Origin of the sequence: Pseudonocardia sp. CA-107938 (genome assembly GCF_050936315.1) — a bacterium.
GTDB lineage: Bacteria > Actinomycetota > Actinomycetes > Mycobacteriales > Pseudonocardiaceae > Pseudonocardia.
Genome location: NZ_JBNJNA010000001.1, coordinates 5,434,881 through 5,449,920 on the forward strand (window position 1 = coordinate 5,434,881; position 15,040 = coordinate 5,449,920).

At 71.6% G+C, this 15,040-nt stretch carries 17 protein-coding genes; 13 read left to right on the forward strand and 4 right to left on the reverse strand.

Features of this window, described 5'->3' with window-relative positions; genetic code table 11:
• Positions 1-2 precede the first annotated feature (2 nt).
• Positions 3-548: a YceI family protein gene (locus ACQEVB_RS26820; protein ID WP_432976693.1), complete on the reverse strand. Its 546-nt coding sequence runs from the start codon at positions 546-548 to the stop codon at positions 3-5.
• 180 nt (positions 549-728) lie between these two features.
• Here ACQEVB_RS26820 and lpdA point away from each other — a divergent pair, with 180 nt between their 5' ends.
• Both lpdA and ACQEVB_RS26830 read left to right on the forward strand, forming a co-directional pair.
• The gene (lpdA, locus tag ACQEVB_RS26825) at positions 729-2,144 is read left to right on the forward strand and encodes a dihydrolipoyl dehydrogenase (RefSeq protein WP_432976696.1); all 1,416 of its coding nucleotides are present in this window, start codon (positions 729-731) and stop codon (positions 2,142-2,144) included.
• 598 nt (positions 2,145-2,742) lie between these two features.
• Positions 2,743-3,066 (forward strand): hypothetical protein, encoded by a 324-nt coding sequence (locus ACQEVB_RS26830; protein ID WP_432976699.1) that lies wholly within the window; start codon positions 2,743-2,745, stop codon positions 3,064-3,066.
• 30 nt (positions 3,067-3,096) lie between these two features.
• Here the strand turns inward: ACQEVB_RS26830 and ACQEVB_RS26835 are convergent, their stop codons facing one another.
• Positions 3,097-3,591, reverse strand: a complete 495-nt coding sequence (locus tag ACQEVB_RS26835) for an NUDIX domain-containing protein (RefSeq protein WP_432976702.1) — start codon at positions 3,589-3,591, stop codon at positions 3,097-3,099.
• A gap of 123 nt (positions 3,592-3,714) precedes the next feature.
• On the opposite strand from ACQEVB_RS26835, the gene dop reads away from it, so the two are divergent.
• The 5 genes from dop to ACQEVB_RS26860 all read left to right on the forward strand — a co-directional run bounded on the left by dop (position 3,715) and on the right by ACQEVB_RS26860 (position 8,200).
• Complete coding sequence (gene dop, locus ACQEVB_RS26840) at positions 3,715-5,214, forward strand: depupylase/deamidase Dop (RefSeq protein WP_432980597.1); 1,500 nt, start codon at positions 3,715-3,717, stop codon at positions 5,212-5,214.
• 120 nt (positions 5,215-5,334) lie between these two features.
• Positions 5,335-5,532 carry a ubiquitin-like protein Pup gene (locus tag ACQEVB_RS26845; RefSeq protein WP_432976705.1) on the forward strand — a complete coding sequence of 66 codons (198 nt, stop codon included), beginning with the start codon at positions 5,335-5,337 and terminating at the stop codon, positions 5,530-5,532.
• An 85-nt stretch (positions 5,533-5,617) separates the two neighbouring features.
• Positions 5,618-6,484 carry a proteasome subunit beta gene (gene prcB, locus ACQEVB_RS26850; RefSeq protein WP_432976708.1) on the forward strand — a complete coding sequence of 289 codons (867 nt, stop codon included), beginning with the start codon at positions 5,618-5,620 and terminating at the stop codon, positions 6,482-6,484.
• A gap of 3 nt (positions 6,485-6,487) precedes the next feature.
• Positions 6,488-7,273 carry a proteasome subunit alpha gene (gene prcA / locus ACQEVB_RS26855; RefSeq protein ID WP_432976711.1) on the forward strand — a complete coding sequence of 262 codons (786 nt, stop codon included), beginning with the start codon at positions 6,488-6,490 and terminating at the stop codon, positions 7,271-7,273.
• Between the two features lie 54 nt (positions 7,274-7,327).
• Positions 7,328-8,200, forward strand: coding sequence for an ion transporter (locus ACQEVB_RS26860; protein WP_432976714.1), 873 nt, complete (start codon positions 7,328-7,330; stop codon positions 8,198-8,200).
• Here the strand turns inward: ACQEVB_RS26860 and ACQEVB_RS26865 are convergent.
• On the reverse strand, positions 8,185-9,693 hold the full coding sequence (locus ACQEVB_RS26865) for a bifunctional phosphatase PAP2/diacylglycerol kinase family protein (protein ID WP_432976717.1): 1,509 nt from the start codon (positions 9,691-9,693) through the stop codon (positions 8,185-8,187). The genes ACQEVB_RS26860 and ACQEVB_RS26865 overlap by 16 nt on opposite strands.
• 132 nt (positions 9,694-9,825) lie before the next feature.
• Here ACQEVB_RS26865 and ACQEVB_RS26870 point away from each other — a divergent pair, with 132 nt between their 5' ends.
• From ACQEVB_RS26870 to ACQEVB_RS26880, 3 genes are all read left to right on the forward strand, one after another.
• Positions 9,826-10,653, forward strand: coding sequence for a siderophore-interacting protein (locus tag ACQEVB_RS26870; protein ID WP_432976720.1), 828 nt, complete (start codon positions 9,826-9,828; stop codon positions 10,651-10,653).
• Between the two features lie 83 nt (positions 10,654-10,736).
• Positions 10,737-12,098 carry a Pup--protein ligase gene (gene pafA, locus ACQEVB_RS26875; protein ID WP_432976723.1) on the forward strand — a complete coding sequence of 454 codons (1,362 nt, stop codon included), beginning with the start codon at positions 10,737-10,739 and terminating at the stop codon, positions 12,096-12,098.
• A 19-nt stretch (positions 12,099-12,117) separates the two neighbouring features.
• Complete coding sequence (locus ACQEVB_RS26880; RefSeq protein ID WP_432976726.1) at positions 12,118-12,483, forward strand: DUF1304 domain-containing protein; 366 nt, start codon at positions 12,118-12,120, stop codon at positions 12,481-12,483.
• Between the two features lies 1 nt (position 12,484).
• On the opposite strand, the gene ACQEVB_RS26885 is transcribed toward ACQEVB_RS26880, so the two are convergent.
• A complete protein-coding gene (locus ACQEVB_RS26885) occupies positions 12,485-12,721 on the reverse strand; it encodes a hypothetical protein (protein ID WP_432976729.1) in 237 nt (78 codons plus the stop codon).
• 84 nt (positions 12,722-12,805) lie between these two features.
• Here ACQEVB_RS26885 and ACQEVB_RS26890 point away from each other — a divergent pair, with 84 nt between their 5' ends.
• The 3 genes from ACQEVB_RS26890 to ACQEVB_RS26900 are packed head-to-tail and all read left to right on the forward strand — an operon-like array spanning position 12,806 to position 14,969.
• The gene (locus ACQEVB_RS26890; RefSeq protein ID WP_432976732.1) at positions 12,806-13,807 is read left to right on the forward strand and encodes a helix-turn-helix transcriptional regulator; all 1,002 of its coding nucleotides are present in this window, start codon (positions 12,806-12,808) and stop codon (positions 13,805-13,807) included.
• A complete protein-coding gene (locus ACQEVB_RS26895; protein WP_432976735.1) occupies positions 13,804-14,781 on the forward strand; it encodes a helix-turn-helix transcriptional regulator in 978 nt (325 codons plus the stop codon). The genes ACQEVB_RS26890 and ACQEVB_RS26895 overlap by 4 nt, the downstream gene beginning before the upstream one ends.
• Positions 14,781-14,969: a hypothetical protein gene (locus tag ACQEVB_RS26900; RefSeq protein ID WP_432976738.1), complete on the forward strand. Its 189-nt coding sequence runs from the start codon at positions 14,781-14,783 to the stop codon at positions 14,967-14,969. Before ACQEVB_RS26895 ends, ACQEVB_RS26900 begins: the two co-directional genes overlap by 1 nt.
• The last annotated feature ends 71 nt before the right edge of the window (positions 14,970-15,040 follow it).

Sequence of the window (15,040 nt, forward strand, 5' to 3'; positions counted from 1 at the left end):
GCTCAGTCCTTGCGGAGCACGGCCTCGATCTCGAGGGTGATCGCGACCTTCTCGCCGACGACCACGCCGCCGCCCTCGAGCGGCATCTTGATGTCGACGCCGAAGTCGTCGCGGTTGATGGTGGTGCTGGCCTCGAAGCCGGCGCGGGTGCCGCCCCAGGCGTCCGGCCCGAAGCCGGTGAACTCGAGGTCGAAGGTGACCGGACGGGTCACGCCCTTGATGGTCAGCTCGCCCTCGAGCGCGTCCTCGCGGACGGCGGTGGAGCGGAACGTCCAGGTCGGGTACTTCTCGACCTCGAAGAAGTCGGCCGAGCGGATGTGGTTGTCGCGCTGCTCGGTGCCCGTGGTGATCGACGCGGCGTCGACCGTGGCCGTGACCTTCGAGTCCTCGAGGTTCTCGCCGGTGACGATCTCGCCGGAGAACGAGGTGAAGTTCCCGCGCACCTTGCTGACCATCAGGTGACGGACGCTGAAGGCGACCGCGGAGTGGCTGGTGTCGATGTCCCACGTGCCGGCGACGTAGCCGGGGATGCGAGTCGCGGTGGTCATGCCGAACCCCTTAGAAGTATTTGAGCGCTCACTTGTTGAGCACGCTACTAGCGACAAAGTGAGAGCTCACATGATTCCCGTGCGTGACGAGCGTCACGTCCAGGGCCGTCGCCGGACCCGGTGATCGTCGGTGGCTGCCACCTCGTCGCGCCCCGCGCATCGCCCACTAGGGTGGCAGGCATGGCATCGCACTTCGACGTGGTCGTTCTCGGCGCGGGTCCCGGTGGGTACGTCGCGGCCATCCGTGCTGCCCAGCTCGGCGCGAGCGTCGCGGTGGTGGAGTCCCAGTACTGGGGCGGCGTCTGCCTGAACGTCGGCTGCATCCCGTCGAAGGCCCTGCTCCGCAACGCCGAGCTCGCGCACATCGTGCGCGACGAGGCCAAGACGTTCGGGATCAGCGGCGACGTCTCCTTCGACTTCGGTGCCGCCTTCGACCGCAGCCGCGTCGTCGCCGACGGGCGCGTCAAGGGCGTGCACTTCCTCATGAAGAAGAACAAGATCACCGAGTTCGACGGCCGCGGCTCGTTCACCGAGCCGGGCACGATCGAGGTCGCGCTCACCGCCGGCGGCACCGAGACGATCACCTACGACGACGTGATCATCGCGACGGGCACCACCACGAAGATGCTGCCCGGCGTCGAGCGCTCGGAGAAGGTCGTCACCTACGAGGAGCAGATCCTCACCCGCGACCTGCCCGGCAGCATCGTCATCGCCGGTGCGGGCGCGATCGGCGTCGAGTTCGCGTTCGTGCTCCACAACTTCGGCGTGCAGGTCACGATCGTCGAGTTCCTCGACCGCATGCTCCCGCTGGAGGACGTCGAGGTCTCCAAGGAGCTCGCCAAGCGCTACAAGAAGTACGGCATCGACGTGCTGACCTCGACGAAGGTCGAGTCCGTCGACGAGTCGGGCGACGGGGTCACCGTCACGGTCTCCCAGAACGGCCAGCAGAAGACGATCCACGCCGACAAGCTGCTCTCCGCCATCGGGTTCGCCCCGCGCGTCGAGGGATACGGGCTGGAGAAGCTGGGCGTCGAGCTCACCGAGCGCGGCGCCATCGCGATCGACGACCACATGCGCACCAACGTCGAGCACGTCTACGCGATCGGCGACGTCACGGCGAAGCTGATGCTCGCGCACGTGGCGGAGGCGCAGGGCGTCGTCGCGGCGGAGACGATCGCCGGCGCCGAGACGATGCCGCTCGGCGCCGAGGAGTACGTGATGATGCCGCGCGCCACGTTCTGCACCCCGCAGGTGGCGAGCTTCGGCTACACCGAGGCGCAGGCGCGCGAGCTGGCCGACGAGCGCGGCTGGAAGGTCAAGGTCGCCAAGTTCCCGTTCACCGCCAACGGCAAGGCCCAGGGCATCGGCGAGCCCGGCGGGTTCGTGAAGCTGATCAGCGACGAGACCTACGGCGAGCTGCTCGGCGGCCACCTCATCGGCCCCGAGGTCACCGAGCTCCTGCCCGAGCTCACCCTGGCGCAGAAGTGGGACCTGACGGCGCACGAGATGGCCCGCAACGTCCACGCCCACCCGACGCTGTCGGAGGGCCTGCAGGAAGCGATCCACGGCCTGGCCGGCCACATGATCAACCTGTAGCGGAACGTCTCCGTCAGTTTCTCGAATCGGCCCCGGATGATCTTTCTCCACCCTAGTGTCAATCGGGTTGAGCGGACACAAGGGCGAGCTGATGCGGTGGTGGCGGAGAGTTGCTCTCGTGACCATTGGAGTCTTCGCTGCACTGCCGGCGACGACCGGGGTTGGGCAAGCGTATGTCCCGGCCAGATACTGTGACGGCAAGGCCGAGTCGGCCATCACGGCCCTGTACAAGCGAGGCGCGGAGACCATCCCCCTCAGATGCGGCACGGCAACATACGGCTTGAAGCACCTCGTCGTGCGTGGGCGATGAACGTCTGGATTCGACGCGCAGATCGCCTACACCATCGCTCGCGGCCAGCCGAATCCTGATGATGGCGGAATGCGGTACTCGACGTTCACTGACACGTGCGAGGAGGTGTTCCGCGTCGTGGTGAATCAGGGCCAGATCGGGTCTGGCGGATTCAGTCCCCAGGGCGTGATCACTGCATACTGGATCGACAGGCCATCTACGGCTGGCTACAGACCACCAGGCGAGAGTTGGCAAGGAAAGTGCTTGAGCTTCACACCAGTTGCCGACAAGAGGGAGGTCTGAGACCACATGTCATGGACGCTGCTGGAGTTGCGTTCCGCGGCACGCCGTCGACGGGTGGCGGAGCCGCAGTCGTCCAGGCCTGAGATGATCGTCTCGGGATTGGAAGAGGATCAGGGTGGCGCCGGTCTGATCATCGACGTCGACGCTGTGTTCCCGGACCGAACGGTGCATCGTTGGAGGCTGGGCTTCCCGTCGATGCTCGCCGACCTCAGACCTCTCCCGTTGGTTGACGCTGCGCACATCTTGCGGGCGAACGTCGAGGAGTGGCGCGACACCCGCAACCAGTACCCGGACGGCATCCCCGGTATGACCGAGGAACGCCTGAGCTGAGGATCGCGTCGCGATCGCGACGTCGGTGCGTCACTGCTGCCGGGCCAGCCAGCGATCCGCGCCCAGCCGCCCGTCCGGTGCGAACGGGCGGGCGGGGTCGGACAGCAGCGCGCGCAGCTCGGCGACCGTGATCCAGGCGCCCCACGCCACCTCCTCCGGCTGCCACGTGACGGGCCCGTCCCAGAACGCCTCGTAGGCGAAGATGTGGTAACGCAGCCGCCCGTCGTCGTAGACGTAGCGCCCCAGCGGTGTGAGGGGCGCGCCGCGGACGCCGAGCTCCTCGGCCAGTTCACGGGCGGCGGCCGCGTCGGGTGTCTCGCCAGGGTCGACCACCCCGCCGGCCCAGCAGTCGAACGCGCCCGGGTGGACGAGCTTCGTGTCCGTCCGTCGGTGCAGGTAGAGGCGCTGCCGGTCGCTGCTGCGCAGCAGGACGCCGGTGGCGGCGTGCCACAGCCCGTCCCGGTAGACCAGCCGCCGGGGTGCGACGGCGCCCGTCGGGGCACCGTCCGCGTCGTAGAGTGCCACGGGTTCGTCACCGGCGTCGTGCACGGACCCATCTTGCGCCGGTTAGGCTCGCTGCATGTGTTCGTGTGAGGTCGGCCCGTGACGCAGCCGTCGACGCAGCCCCTGTCCGGTGCTCGGCGGATCATGGGCACGGAGATCGAGTACGGGATCTCGGTGCCCGGTGACCCGGCCGCCAACCCGGTCATCACCTCGACGCAGATCGTGCTGGCCTACGCCGCGGCCGCCGACATCCCGCGGTCGCGGCGCGCCCGCTGGGACTACGAGGTGGAGTCGCCGCTGCGCGACGCCCGCGGGTTCGACCTCTCGGCGCCCACCATGCACTCGCCCGGCGACTCGGAGCTCGACGACCTCGGCGCGGCCAACGTCATCCTCACCAACGGCGCCCGGCTCTACGTCGACCACGCGCACCCCGAGTTCTCCACGCCGGAGGTCACGACGCCGCGCGACGTGGTGATCTGGGACAAGGCGGGGGAGCGGACGATGGAGGAGGCCGCGATGCGCGCGGCCACCGTGCCGGGCACCCCGCGCATCCAGCTGTACAAGAACAACGTCGACGGCAAGGGCGCGAGCTACGGCGCCCACGAGAACTACCTGATGTCGCGGTTCACGCCGTTCCCCGCGATCGTGAGCGGGCTGACGCCGTTCTTCGTGACGCGGCAGGTCGTCTGCGGTGCCGGTCGGGTCGGCCGCGGCGCCACCGGCGACGAGGCGGGCTACCAGCTCTCGCAGCGCGCCGACTACATCGAGGTCGAGGTCGGCCTGGAGACCACGCTCAAGCGCGGCATCATCAACACCCGCGACGAGCCGCACGCCGACGCCGACAAGTACCGCCGCCTGCACGTCATCATCGGCGACGCCAACATGAGCGAGTACTCCACGCTGCTCAAGGTCGGCACCACCGCGCTGGTGCTCGACATGATCGAGAAGGGTGTGCGGTTCGACGAGCTGCGCCTGGCCGAGCCGGTCCGCTCGGTGCACCGGATCAGCCACGACCCGTCGCTGAAGCTCACCGTCGACCTCGTGGACGGGCGCAAGTTCACCGCCCTCGACGTGCAGCGGGCGTACTTCGAGAAGGCGCAGAAGCACGTCGAGAACACCCTGGGCGCCGACGTCGACGACGCCACCGCCGAGGTGCTGCAGATCTGGGGCGAGATCCTCGACGCGCTGGAGCGCGACCCGATGGAGACCGCGGACCGGCTCGACTGGACCGCCAAGCTGCGCCTGCTCGAGGGCTACCGCGAGCGCGACGGGCTGAGCTGGGACGCAGGCCGCCTCGCGCTGGTCGACCTCCAGTACACCGATGTGCGGATGGCGAAGGGCCTGTACAACCGGCTGGCCACCCGCGGCTCGATCAAGCGGCTGGTCAGCGAGGACGCGGTGATCGCGGCGATGCACACGCCGCCGGACGACACCCGCGCGTACTTCCGGGGTCGCTGCCTCGAGCGCTACCCGTCGGAGGTCGCCGCGGCGTCCTGGGACTCGGTCATCTTCGACCTCGGCCGCGAGTCGCTGGTGCGGATCCCCACGCTGGAGCCGCTGCGCGGCACCCGCCGCCACGTCGGCGAGTTGATCGACAACTCGCGCACCGCCGAGGAGCTCGTGACGGCCCTGACCAAGGGCTGAGCGGGAATCGGCGGCGCCGCGACGCGCCCTCGATCACGGGCGTGTTGTCGGTCTGCTGGGTTACTGTTTCCTTGGACGGTCACGGCGGTGACAGCCGGGGCCGCACGGAGGAGGTAGTACATGTCACAGGAGCAGACCAAGCGTCAGGGCGGCGGAGGCGGCGACGACGACAGCGGCTCCGAGAGCGGTGCCGCCGGCCAGGAGCGCCGCGAGAAGCTCGGGGAGGACGTCGACACCATCCTCGACGAGATCGACGACGTGCTGGAGGAGAACGCGGAGGACTTCGTCCGCGCCTACGTCCAGAAGGGCGGGGAGTAGGTTCTCCCCGCACGTACGGAACTGAACTGGGACGCGCACGCCGTGGGGCGTGCGCGCCTGCACGAAGGAGAGGCACGCCCTGACCATGGAGTCCCGGCCCCCGGTCACTGCCCCAGGTCTCGGCGCGTTCCTCGCGCCCGGGCCGCTGTCGTTCACCGAGTTCGTCGGCACGCATGCGCCGCACCTGCTGCCGACTCCCGCCGCCCAGGCCGCGGGCAGCGGCGCGGGGCTCGACGTCCCGCACGGCACCACGATCGTCGCGCTCACCTTCGCCGACGGGGTCGTGATCGCCGGTGACCGGCGCGCCACCTCGGGCAACGTGATCGCCCAGCGCGACATCGAGAAGGTGTTCATCACCGACTCGTACTCCGCGGTCGGCATCGCGGGCTCGGCCGGTCTCGCCCTGCAGATGGTGCGCCTCTACTCGGCCGACCTGGAGCACTACGAGAAGCTCGAGGGCGTGCCGCTGTCGTTCGACGGCAAGGCCAACAAGCTGGCGCAGTCCGTCGCGGCCAACCTCAGCGCGGCCCTGCAGGGGTTCGTGGTCGTGCCGCTGTTCGTCGGCTACGACCCGGAGGAGGGCGGCGGGCGGATCGTCAACTACGACGCCACCGGCGGCCGCTACGACGAGCACCTCGGCTACAACGCGGTCGGTTCCGGCTCGATCTTCGCGAAGTCGGCGCTGAAGAAGACCTACGACCCGGCGGCCGACCTGGCCGGTGCCGTGCGCACCGCCGTCGGTGCGCTCTACGACGCCGCCGACGACGACACGGCCACCGGCCTGCCCGACCTCACGCGCGGACTCTTCCCGATCGTCGTGAGCATCACGGGCGCGGAGGGCGCGGTGAAGCGCCCGAACGACGAGATCGAGGCAGTGGTGCGCGAGATCGTGGCGCAGCGCACGCAGAGCCCGAGCACCGGAAATGCTGCGACCCGGGATGGGGGTGCCTGAGCCATGACCATGCCGTTCTACTCCTCGGTCGACCAGCTGCTGCGCGACCGCTCGGAGCTGGCCCGCAAGGGCATCTCGCGGGGCCGCAGCGTCACGATCCTCACGTTCACCGGCGGCGTCCTCTTCGTTGCGGAGAACCGGTCCAAGGCGCTCAACAAGGTCTCCGAGATCTACGACCGCATCGGGTTCGCCGCGGTCGGGCGCTACAACGAGTTCGACTCGCTCCGCACCGCCGGCATCCGGGCGGCCGACTACCGCGGCTACGCCTACGACCGCCGCGACGTCACCGTGCGGATGCTCGCCAACATGTACGCCCAGTTCCTCGGCACGTCGTTCGTCGAGCAGCAGAAGCCGTACGAGGTGGAGCTGTGCGTGGCGGGCGTGGGGGAGACCGCCGACGGCGACCAGCTCTACCGCATCACCTACGACGGCTCGATCACCGACGAGCCGCAGTTCGTGGTGATGGGCGGCACCACCGAGCCGATCAGCGCGAAGCTGAAGGACACGTACTCCGCCGGTCTCGACCTGGAAGCCGCGCTGGGCACGGCCGTCACGGCGCTGGAGGCCGGCTCGGCACCGGGCAACGGCACGTCGTCCCCGCTGAGCGTGACGTCCCTGGAGGTCGCGGTGCTCGACCGGGCCCGGCCCGGCCGCACGTTCCGGCGGATCCAGGGCGCGGCGCTGCGGGACCTGTTGCCCGCGGCCAACCGGGCCGTCGACGCCGCGCCGAGCTCCGACGACGTCGGGGGCGACGAGAGCCCGGCGGGGGCGGGCGCCACCGAGAGCTGAGCCGGTACCGGTCCCTCGGCCCTGGCGGGCCAGCGGTGCTGCCATGATCCGCCGGTGACCAACGCAGCGTCGTCGCGTCCCGAGGGGCCCGAGCTGAACAGCGGGATCCTGCCGGGCAACGTCCGGGCGGACGACTGGATCTTCCTGACCCTCGCCGTCGCCTCGGCGGTGCTGCTGGGGGCGATGGTCCTGGACCCGCCGGCGCGCGAGATCGGCCTGCTGCTGTTCCGGGCCGACGTCGCGCTCGGCGTGGTGTTCGCGCTGGAGTTCCTGTGGCGGTGGCGCAAGCGCGGCTGGACGGCGAACTACCTGGGGCGCAACGTCTACGAGGTCCTCGCCGTGGCGCCGGTCGCGCACCCCGACTTCCAGTCGTGGCGGTTCGTGACCACCGTCGTGCTGATCGCGCGCCTGTCCCGCGTCGTGGACCGTGCACTCGGCGAACAGTTCTTCCTGCGCATGGTCGACCGGATGTCGGGCCCGATCGTCGCCGCGATCAAGAAGCCGGTGACGGTCGCCGTGCTCGACGAGGTCGTGAAGGTGCTCGAGACCGGCAACTACCCGGAGAACCTGGCCAAGTCGCTGACGGAGAACAAGCTCGAGCTGCAGACGATCATCACCGAGAAGATCCGGGAGAACCGGCGTCTGACCGGCCTGCGGCACGTCCCGTTCGCCACCGAGATCGTCGAAGCGGCGGTCGACACCTCGTTCGAGGTGGTGCTGGAGGTGCTGCAGGACCCGCGCGTCGACGCGTTCTTCGCCGCGGTCGTGCGGGACAACCGCGAGCAGATCCGGGCCGCCGTCGTGCTCGGGTTGGCCGACCGGGCGGAGGAGCAGCGATCAGCCGTCCGGTCGGAGCGCGCGGCCGCCCGCGAGTTCGACGAGCGGCACCCCGGGCACCGGCCGGGCGGCCCTCAGGCGCGCAGGTAGGGCCGGTCCCGTCCGGTCCAGCGGTCCTCGTCGCGCCGGTACACCGAGATCGGGTCGGGCGCGACGCGGAAGGTGTACCGCCCGGCCTCCTCGACGACCTCGCCGTCGGTGGCCAGCATGCCAGGGACCTCGAGCTCCACGTCGAACGTCGGGGCCTCGCGCTGCACGTAGACGCGGCTGTGGCCGAGCGCGCCCAGCGCGAGCCCGACGACCGCGCGGACGCGGGAGAACCGGATGTCGGCGCGGAGCCAGCGCGCGTCGAGCAGGCCGGTGTCCAGCGAGGGACGCCAGGCCGGGACGAACCCGCGCGGGAAGTACGGGTTGTTGCCGATGAACAGGAACCACACGGTGTGCCACACCCCGTCGATGCACACCCGGACGGGCTCGGAGCGGCGCAGCACGACGGCCAAGGCAGCGGCGAACGCCGGCCACTTGCCCATCCGCGGCTGCCACTTCTCCCGCAGCCGCACGAGGTCGGGGTAGGAGCCGAGGCTCGCCGTGTTGAGGAAGACCCGCGTGCGGACGACCTCGGTGGAGTCGCCCTTCGGCGGGTGCACGTCGACCAGGCCGAGGTCGACCGCGACGGCCTGGCCGGCGCCGCCAGCGTCGACGGCCTCCTGCAGGTCGTAGACGCCCACGTCGCGGGCGAAGTGGTTGAGCGTGCCGGCGGGGACCACCACCAGCGGCAGCCCGCGCCGGCCGGCCACGGCGGCCGCTGCGGCGACGGTGCCGTCGCCGCCGGCCACCCCGATCGCGGCGACGGTGTCGGAGTGCTCGTCGACGGCCTCGTCGAGCTGCTCGTCGAGGTCGCGGTGCGGCTCGGCGCGGACCACCACGGCGTCCGGGAGCGCTTCCTCGATCTCGGCGGCCGGATCGACGTTCTCGTCGCCGGAGCGCTGGTTGGAGATCAGGACCAGGCCCTTGCCCTTGGGCAGTTCCGGCACCGAGTCCAGCGGGCGGGCGCGCGCCTCGTCCGACGGCCGGACCGGCCACCAGCGCTGGGTGGCCAGCGCGATCCCGGTGCCGACGGCGGCACCGGCGGCGACGTCCGACGCCCAGTGGACGCCGACGTGGACGCGCGAGTAGGCGACGGCGGCCGCGACCGGCGCCAGCACGAGCCCGGTGCGCGGGCTCTCCAGCGCCACGGCGGTGGCGAAGGCCGCCGCCGATGCCGAGTGCCCGGACGGGAACGACGACGACGTCGGCGGGTTCGGGATCGTCTGGTAGGCCGGGAGCTCCGCAGCGGCCGGGCGGCGACGGGGGAGCAGCGGCTTCAGCACCGCGTTGGCGGTGAGGCTCGATCCAGCGATGGCGAGGACGCCGCGCATGGCCCCCTTGCGCAGGGCACCCCGGCGGCTGCCGAGCACGGCGGCGACGGCGAACCAGAGCAGACCGTGGTTGGCGGCCGTGGACAGGGCCTTCATCGCCCCGTCGAACGGGCTCGGCGGGATCGACGAGACGGCGCGGGAGATCGCCCGGTCGACCTCGTTCACGTGGGTCCTGACGTTGCCGGCAGCGCGCCGCGGCCTGGAGAACACAGCGCGACCCTACGGGAGGAGCGGGTCCGCTGCCGCTCCAGATCGCGGCGAGTTAGGGTTGCCTCGCCTATCAAGGAGGTGGCAGTGGTGGACGACCCGCTGGAGCTCGTGGTTGCCGAGGTGGCCACGGTGTCGCCGAGCCTGGTCCGCGTGGAGCTGACCGGGCCGGACATCGCCCGGTACACCCCGCTGGGGCTCTCCGACGAGGCCGCCGTGCTGCACCTGCCACTGCCCGACGGCGAGCCGGATCCGAGCGGGCGCTGGTACACGATCCGCGACGTCGTGGAGGGCCCAGCCGGGCGGCTCGCGGTGGAGCTCGTCACCCACGACGGCGGCGTCGGGGCCTCGTGGGCCCGCCGCGCGCGACCCGGGGACCGGGTGGTCGTCTCCACCCGCCGCGGCTGGTTCCGCCGCCCGGCCGACGCGACGTGGCAGATCCTCCTGGGCGACGTCGCCGCGTTGCCGGCGATCAGCCGGATCGTGGCCGAGACCCCGGCCGGGATGCGGACGGCGGCGGTCGTCGAGGTGCCGGACCCGGCGGACGCCCGGGAGCTGCCCGGAGCGGACACCACCTGGGTGCATCGCCCGGACCAGGCCTCGGGCAGCGGGCTGCCCGAGCTCGCCCGCGACCTGCTCGCCGACCTCCCCGACGGGCGGGGGTACGTCTACGTGGCCGGGGAGGCCGCCGCGACCCGCGCCGTGCGCCGGATGCTCCGCCACGAACTGGGGCTGCCCCCGTCGGCGTACGGGGTGATCGGCTACTGGCGGATCGACGCCGAGCGCTGGAACCGCCGCTACGAGCAGTCGGTGGACACGTACCAGCGGATCTGGGCCGCCGCGGAGTCCTCGGGCCGCGACGACGAGGAGGTCCTCGACATCTACGAGGCCCGCCTGGCGGAGGCCGGTCTGCTGTGACCGCGCCCGACTGTGACCCGACGCGCCGGAATCGCTGCGCCGAGACACGACCATCTGCGGCCTCGGCCGCATAGTCTGGGTGGATGCAGCGGCGGATCTACGGTGTGGAGACCGAGTTCGGGGTCACCTGCACCTTCCACGGCCAGCGCAGGCTCTCCCCCGACGAGGTGGCGCGGTACCTGTTCCGCCGGGTCGTCTCGTGGGGCCGGTCGTCCAACGTGTTCCTGCGCAACGGCGCGCGGCTCTACCTCGACGTCGGCAGCCACCCCGAGTACGCCACCGCCGAGTGCGACTCCCTCGCACAGCTCGTCGCGCACGACAAGGCGGGGGAGCGGATCCTCGAGGACCTGCTCGTCGACGCCGAGCGCCGGCTCGTCGACGAGGGCATCGGCGGCGACATCTACCTGTTCAAGAACAACACGGACTCGGCCGGCAACTCCTACGGCTGCCACGAGAACTACTGCGTGGCCCGGGCCGGTGAGTTCAGCCGCATCGCCGAGGTGCTGCTGCCGTTCCTCGTCACCCGGCAGCTGATCTGCGGCGCGGGCAAGGTGCTGCAGACCCCGCGCGGCGCGGTGTACTGCCTCTCGCAGCGCGCAGAGCACATCTGGGAAGGCGTCTCCAGCGCCACCACCCGCTCGCGTCCGATCATCAACACCCGCGACGAGCCGCACGCCGACGCCGAGCGCTACCGCCGCCTGCACGTCATCGTCGGCGACTCCAACATGTCCGAGGTCACCACCCTGCTCAAGGTGGGCTCGGCGACGCTGGTCCTGGAGATGATCGAGGCGGGCGTGCAGTTCCGCGACTTCACCCTCGACAACCCGATCCGGGCCATCCGCGAGATCAGCCACGACCTCACCGGCCGGCGCACCGTGCGGCTGGCCGGCGGGCGCGAGGCCAGCGCGCTGGACATCCAGCGCGAGTACCACGCCCGCGCCGTCGAGCACGTCGCGGCGCGGGGCAGCGCCGACCCGACCATCCAGCGCGTGGTCGACCTGTGGGGCCGCACCCTCGACGCCATCGAGCAGCAGAACCTGTCGCTGATCGACCGGGAGATCGACTGGGCCATCAAGCACCGCCTGCTCGAGCGCTACCAGCTGCGCAACGACCTCGACCTGGCCAGCCCGCGCATCGCCCAGCTGGACCTGGCCTACCACGACATCCGCCGCGGCCGCGGCCTGTTCGACCTGCTGCAGCGCAAGGGCATGGTCGACCGGGTCACCGACGACGGCGAGATCGAGGCCGCGAAGGACACCCCGCCGCAGACGACGCGGGCCAAGCTGCGCGGCGACTTCATCGCCGCGGCGCAGGCAGCCGGCCGCGACTTCACCGTCGACTGGGTGCACCTGAAGCTGAACGACCAGGCGCAGCGCACCGTGCTGTGCAAGGACCCGTTCCGCTCCGTCGACGAGCGGGTCGACCGCTTGATCGCCTCGCTCTGACCGCCTCTAAGCTGCGACGATGCTGATCGTCGCGTACCTGTTCATCGCCATCGTCGCGGTGATCCACGCCTACATCGTCGTGCTCGAGATGGTGCTCTGGCGGACCCCGCGGGCCCGGGCGGCGTTCGGCACGACCGTGGAGCAGGCCGAGCAGACCGCGACGATGGCGGGCAACCAGGGCCTCTACAACGGCTTCCTGGTGGCGGGGCTGGTCGTGGCGCTCGTCGCCGGGCCGACGAGCAGCGTCGGGTTCGCGTTCGCCGTGTACTCACTGGCGTGCGTCGTCGTCGCGGGGCTCTACGGCGCGGCCACCGTCAGCCCGCGGATCCTGCTCGTGCAGAGCGTCCCCGCTGCGCTGGGACTGGCTGCGGTGCTGCTCGCCTGACTCAGCTCTGCCCGAACATCCGCTCGCGGATCCTGGCCAGATCGTCCTGCACTCGCGCTGACGTCACGGTCTCGTCGTTGCGGCCGGGCTCGATGCCGAGGGCCTGCAGCAGTGCCGCGGCGGGCACTGCCGGGTCCCCGGCGTCACCGAGGACCGGGTGCAGGCCGTGTTCTGCGAGGTGGTGGAACACCAGGTTGACCACGGTCCACGGGTTGAACGTCTCCACCTGCTCGGCCATGGACCGACCATGGATCGCTCGCCGGACCGGGTCAACCCTGCGGGTGTCGCACTGTGAGACACCTGGCGGCTCTACGATGCTGCGGTGTCCTCCGCACGCGCAGAGCGGCTGGTGAACCTGGTGCTGTGCCTGTTGTCGACCCGCCAGTTCCTCACTGCCGAGCGGATTCGCGGGATCGTCCCGGGCTATGCCGACGCGCCAAACGACGAAGCCTTCTTCCGCATGTTCGAGCGGGACAAGAACGAGCTGCGCGAGCTGGGCGTGCCGCTGGAGACCGGCCGGCGAGGCGCGTTCGACACCGCGGACGGCTACCGCATCGCCCGGTCCGACTACGAGCTCGGCGAGATCGACCTGGCGCCCGACGAGGCCACCGCGGTGGCGCTCGCCGCGCGGCTGTGGGACTCGCCGGAGCTGGCGGGCCCGGCGCACGGTGCGCTGCGCAAGCTGCGCGCCGCCGGCGTGGAGGTGGAGGAGGACCAGGGCCGCATCCAGCCGCGCGCCGGCGGCGGCGATCCCGCGTTCGCGCCGCTGCTGGCCGCCGTCCAGACCGGGCGGGCCGTGACGTTCGAGCACCGTCGGGGCGGCCCGGGCGGTGAGGTGGTGCGGCGGACCGTCGAGCCGTGGGGTGTCGTGTCGATGCGCGGCCGCTGGTACCTCGTCGGGTTCGACCGGATTCGGCAGGCGCCGCGGTCGTTCCGCGTGTCGCGGATCGTCGGGCCCGTGACGGCGACCGGGCCGGAGGGTGCGGTGAAGGTCCCGGCGGACGTGGATCTCGTCGGCATGGTGCGCCGCAGCGTGGAACCTGCGCCCGCCGAGCCGCGCACGTCCCGGCTGTGGGTGGCCGCCGGACGGGCGCACGGCCTGCGCCGCCTGGGCACCGTGCGGGGTCCCCTGGAGCACGCCGGTCTGCCTGGCGACGAGGTGGAGCTGGAGCTGCGCAGCGTCGACGTCCTGGCGCGGTGGATCGCCGGCCACGGGCCGGACGCGGTCGTGCTCGACCCGCCGGAGCTGGCCAAAGCGGTGCGGGAGCGGCTGCTGGCCGCGGTCTCCGCGCATGCTGCGGTGAGCAGCGGAGCAGGGTCATGAGTGGCACCTCGACGGCGGATCGCCTGCCGCGGTTGCTCACCCTCGTGCCGTACCTGCTGGCGCGACCGGGCATCCCGATCGCGGAGGCGGCCGCCGACTTCGACATCACGCCCCGGCAGCTGCGCCGCGACCTGGAACTGCTGTGGATGTGCGGGTTGCCCGGCTACGGGCCCGGCGACCTGGTGGACCTCTCGTTCGCCGGCGACACCGTCACCGTCATCGAGGACGCGGGCATGCGCCGTCCGCTGCGGTTGACCACCGCGGAGGCGGCGGCGCTGCTGGTCGCGCTGCGGACGCTGGCCGACGCCCCCGGTGTGGTCGACACCGGCGCGGTGCGGCGGGCCACCGCCAAGATCGAGCGGGCCGTCGGCGACGCCGGCGTCGCCGTCGACTTCGACGGGCCGGGCCGCGGCGAGGAGGAGGAGCGCGCCACCGCGACGGTGCGGGAGGCGCTGGCGAGCGGGCGGGCGCTGCGCATCCTGTACTACACGGCGGGCCGTGACGCGGTGTCGCGACGCACGATCGACCCGATGCGGCTGCTGCTCGCCGAGGGCCGCGGGTACCTCGAGGCGTGGTGCCGGCGGGCCGAAGGGGTGCGGCTGTTCCGGCTCGACCGCGTCGAGGAGGTCGAGGTGCTCGACGAGCCCAGCTCGCCGCCGTCGAGCGCGGAGCCCACCGACATCGCGGGCGGGGTGTTCACCGCGCGCGACGACCACCGCTCCGCGGTGCTCGAACTGGGCCCGGACGCGCTGTGGGTGGCCGAGTACTACCCGGTGGAGGAGGTCGTCGCGCAGCAGGGCCCGGACGGTGCGCGGGCCCGCGTCGTGCTCCGGTACGCCGACCCGGCATGGCTGGTGCGGCTCGTGCTGGGCCTCGGCGGGAGCGCGCACGTGGTGGAACCGCCCGAGCTCGCCGCGGCCGTCGCCGAGCGGGCGGCCGCCGCGCTGGAGCTGGTCGACCAGGACGGGGCCTGATGGCGGACCTGCTCGTGCTGCTGATCGGGCTCGTGGCCGGGGCAGTGCTGCTCACCGTGCTCGTGGCGCTGCTGGTGGTGCCGCCGCTGCGCCGGTTCGGCCGGGCGCGGGCCCGCTTCGCGGCGGACTGGTCCGCGCGCGTCTCGATCCTGCGGGCGCTGGGGTTGGAGCGGCGGCTGCGCCGCTGAGACCCGGACCTGGGCGCGGCGCGGGTGTGGCGAAATCAACGAGTAGACTTTCCTCGTCGACTGGAGGGAAG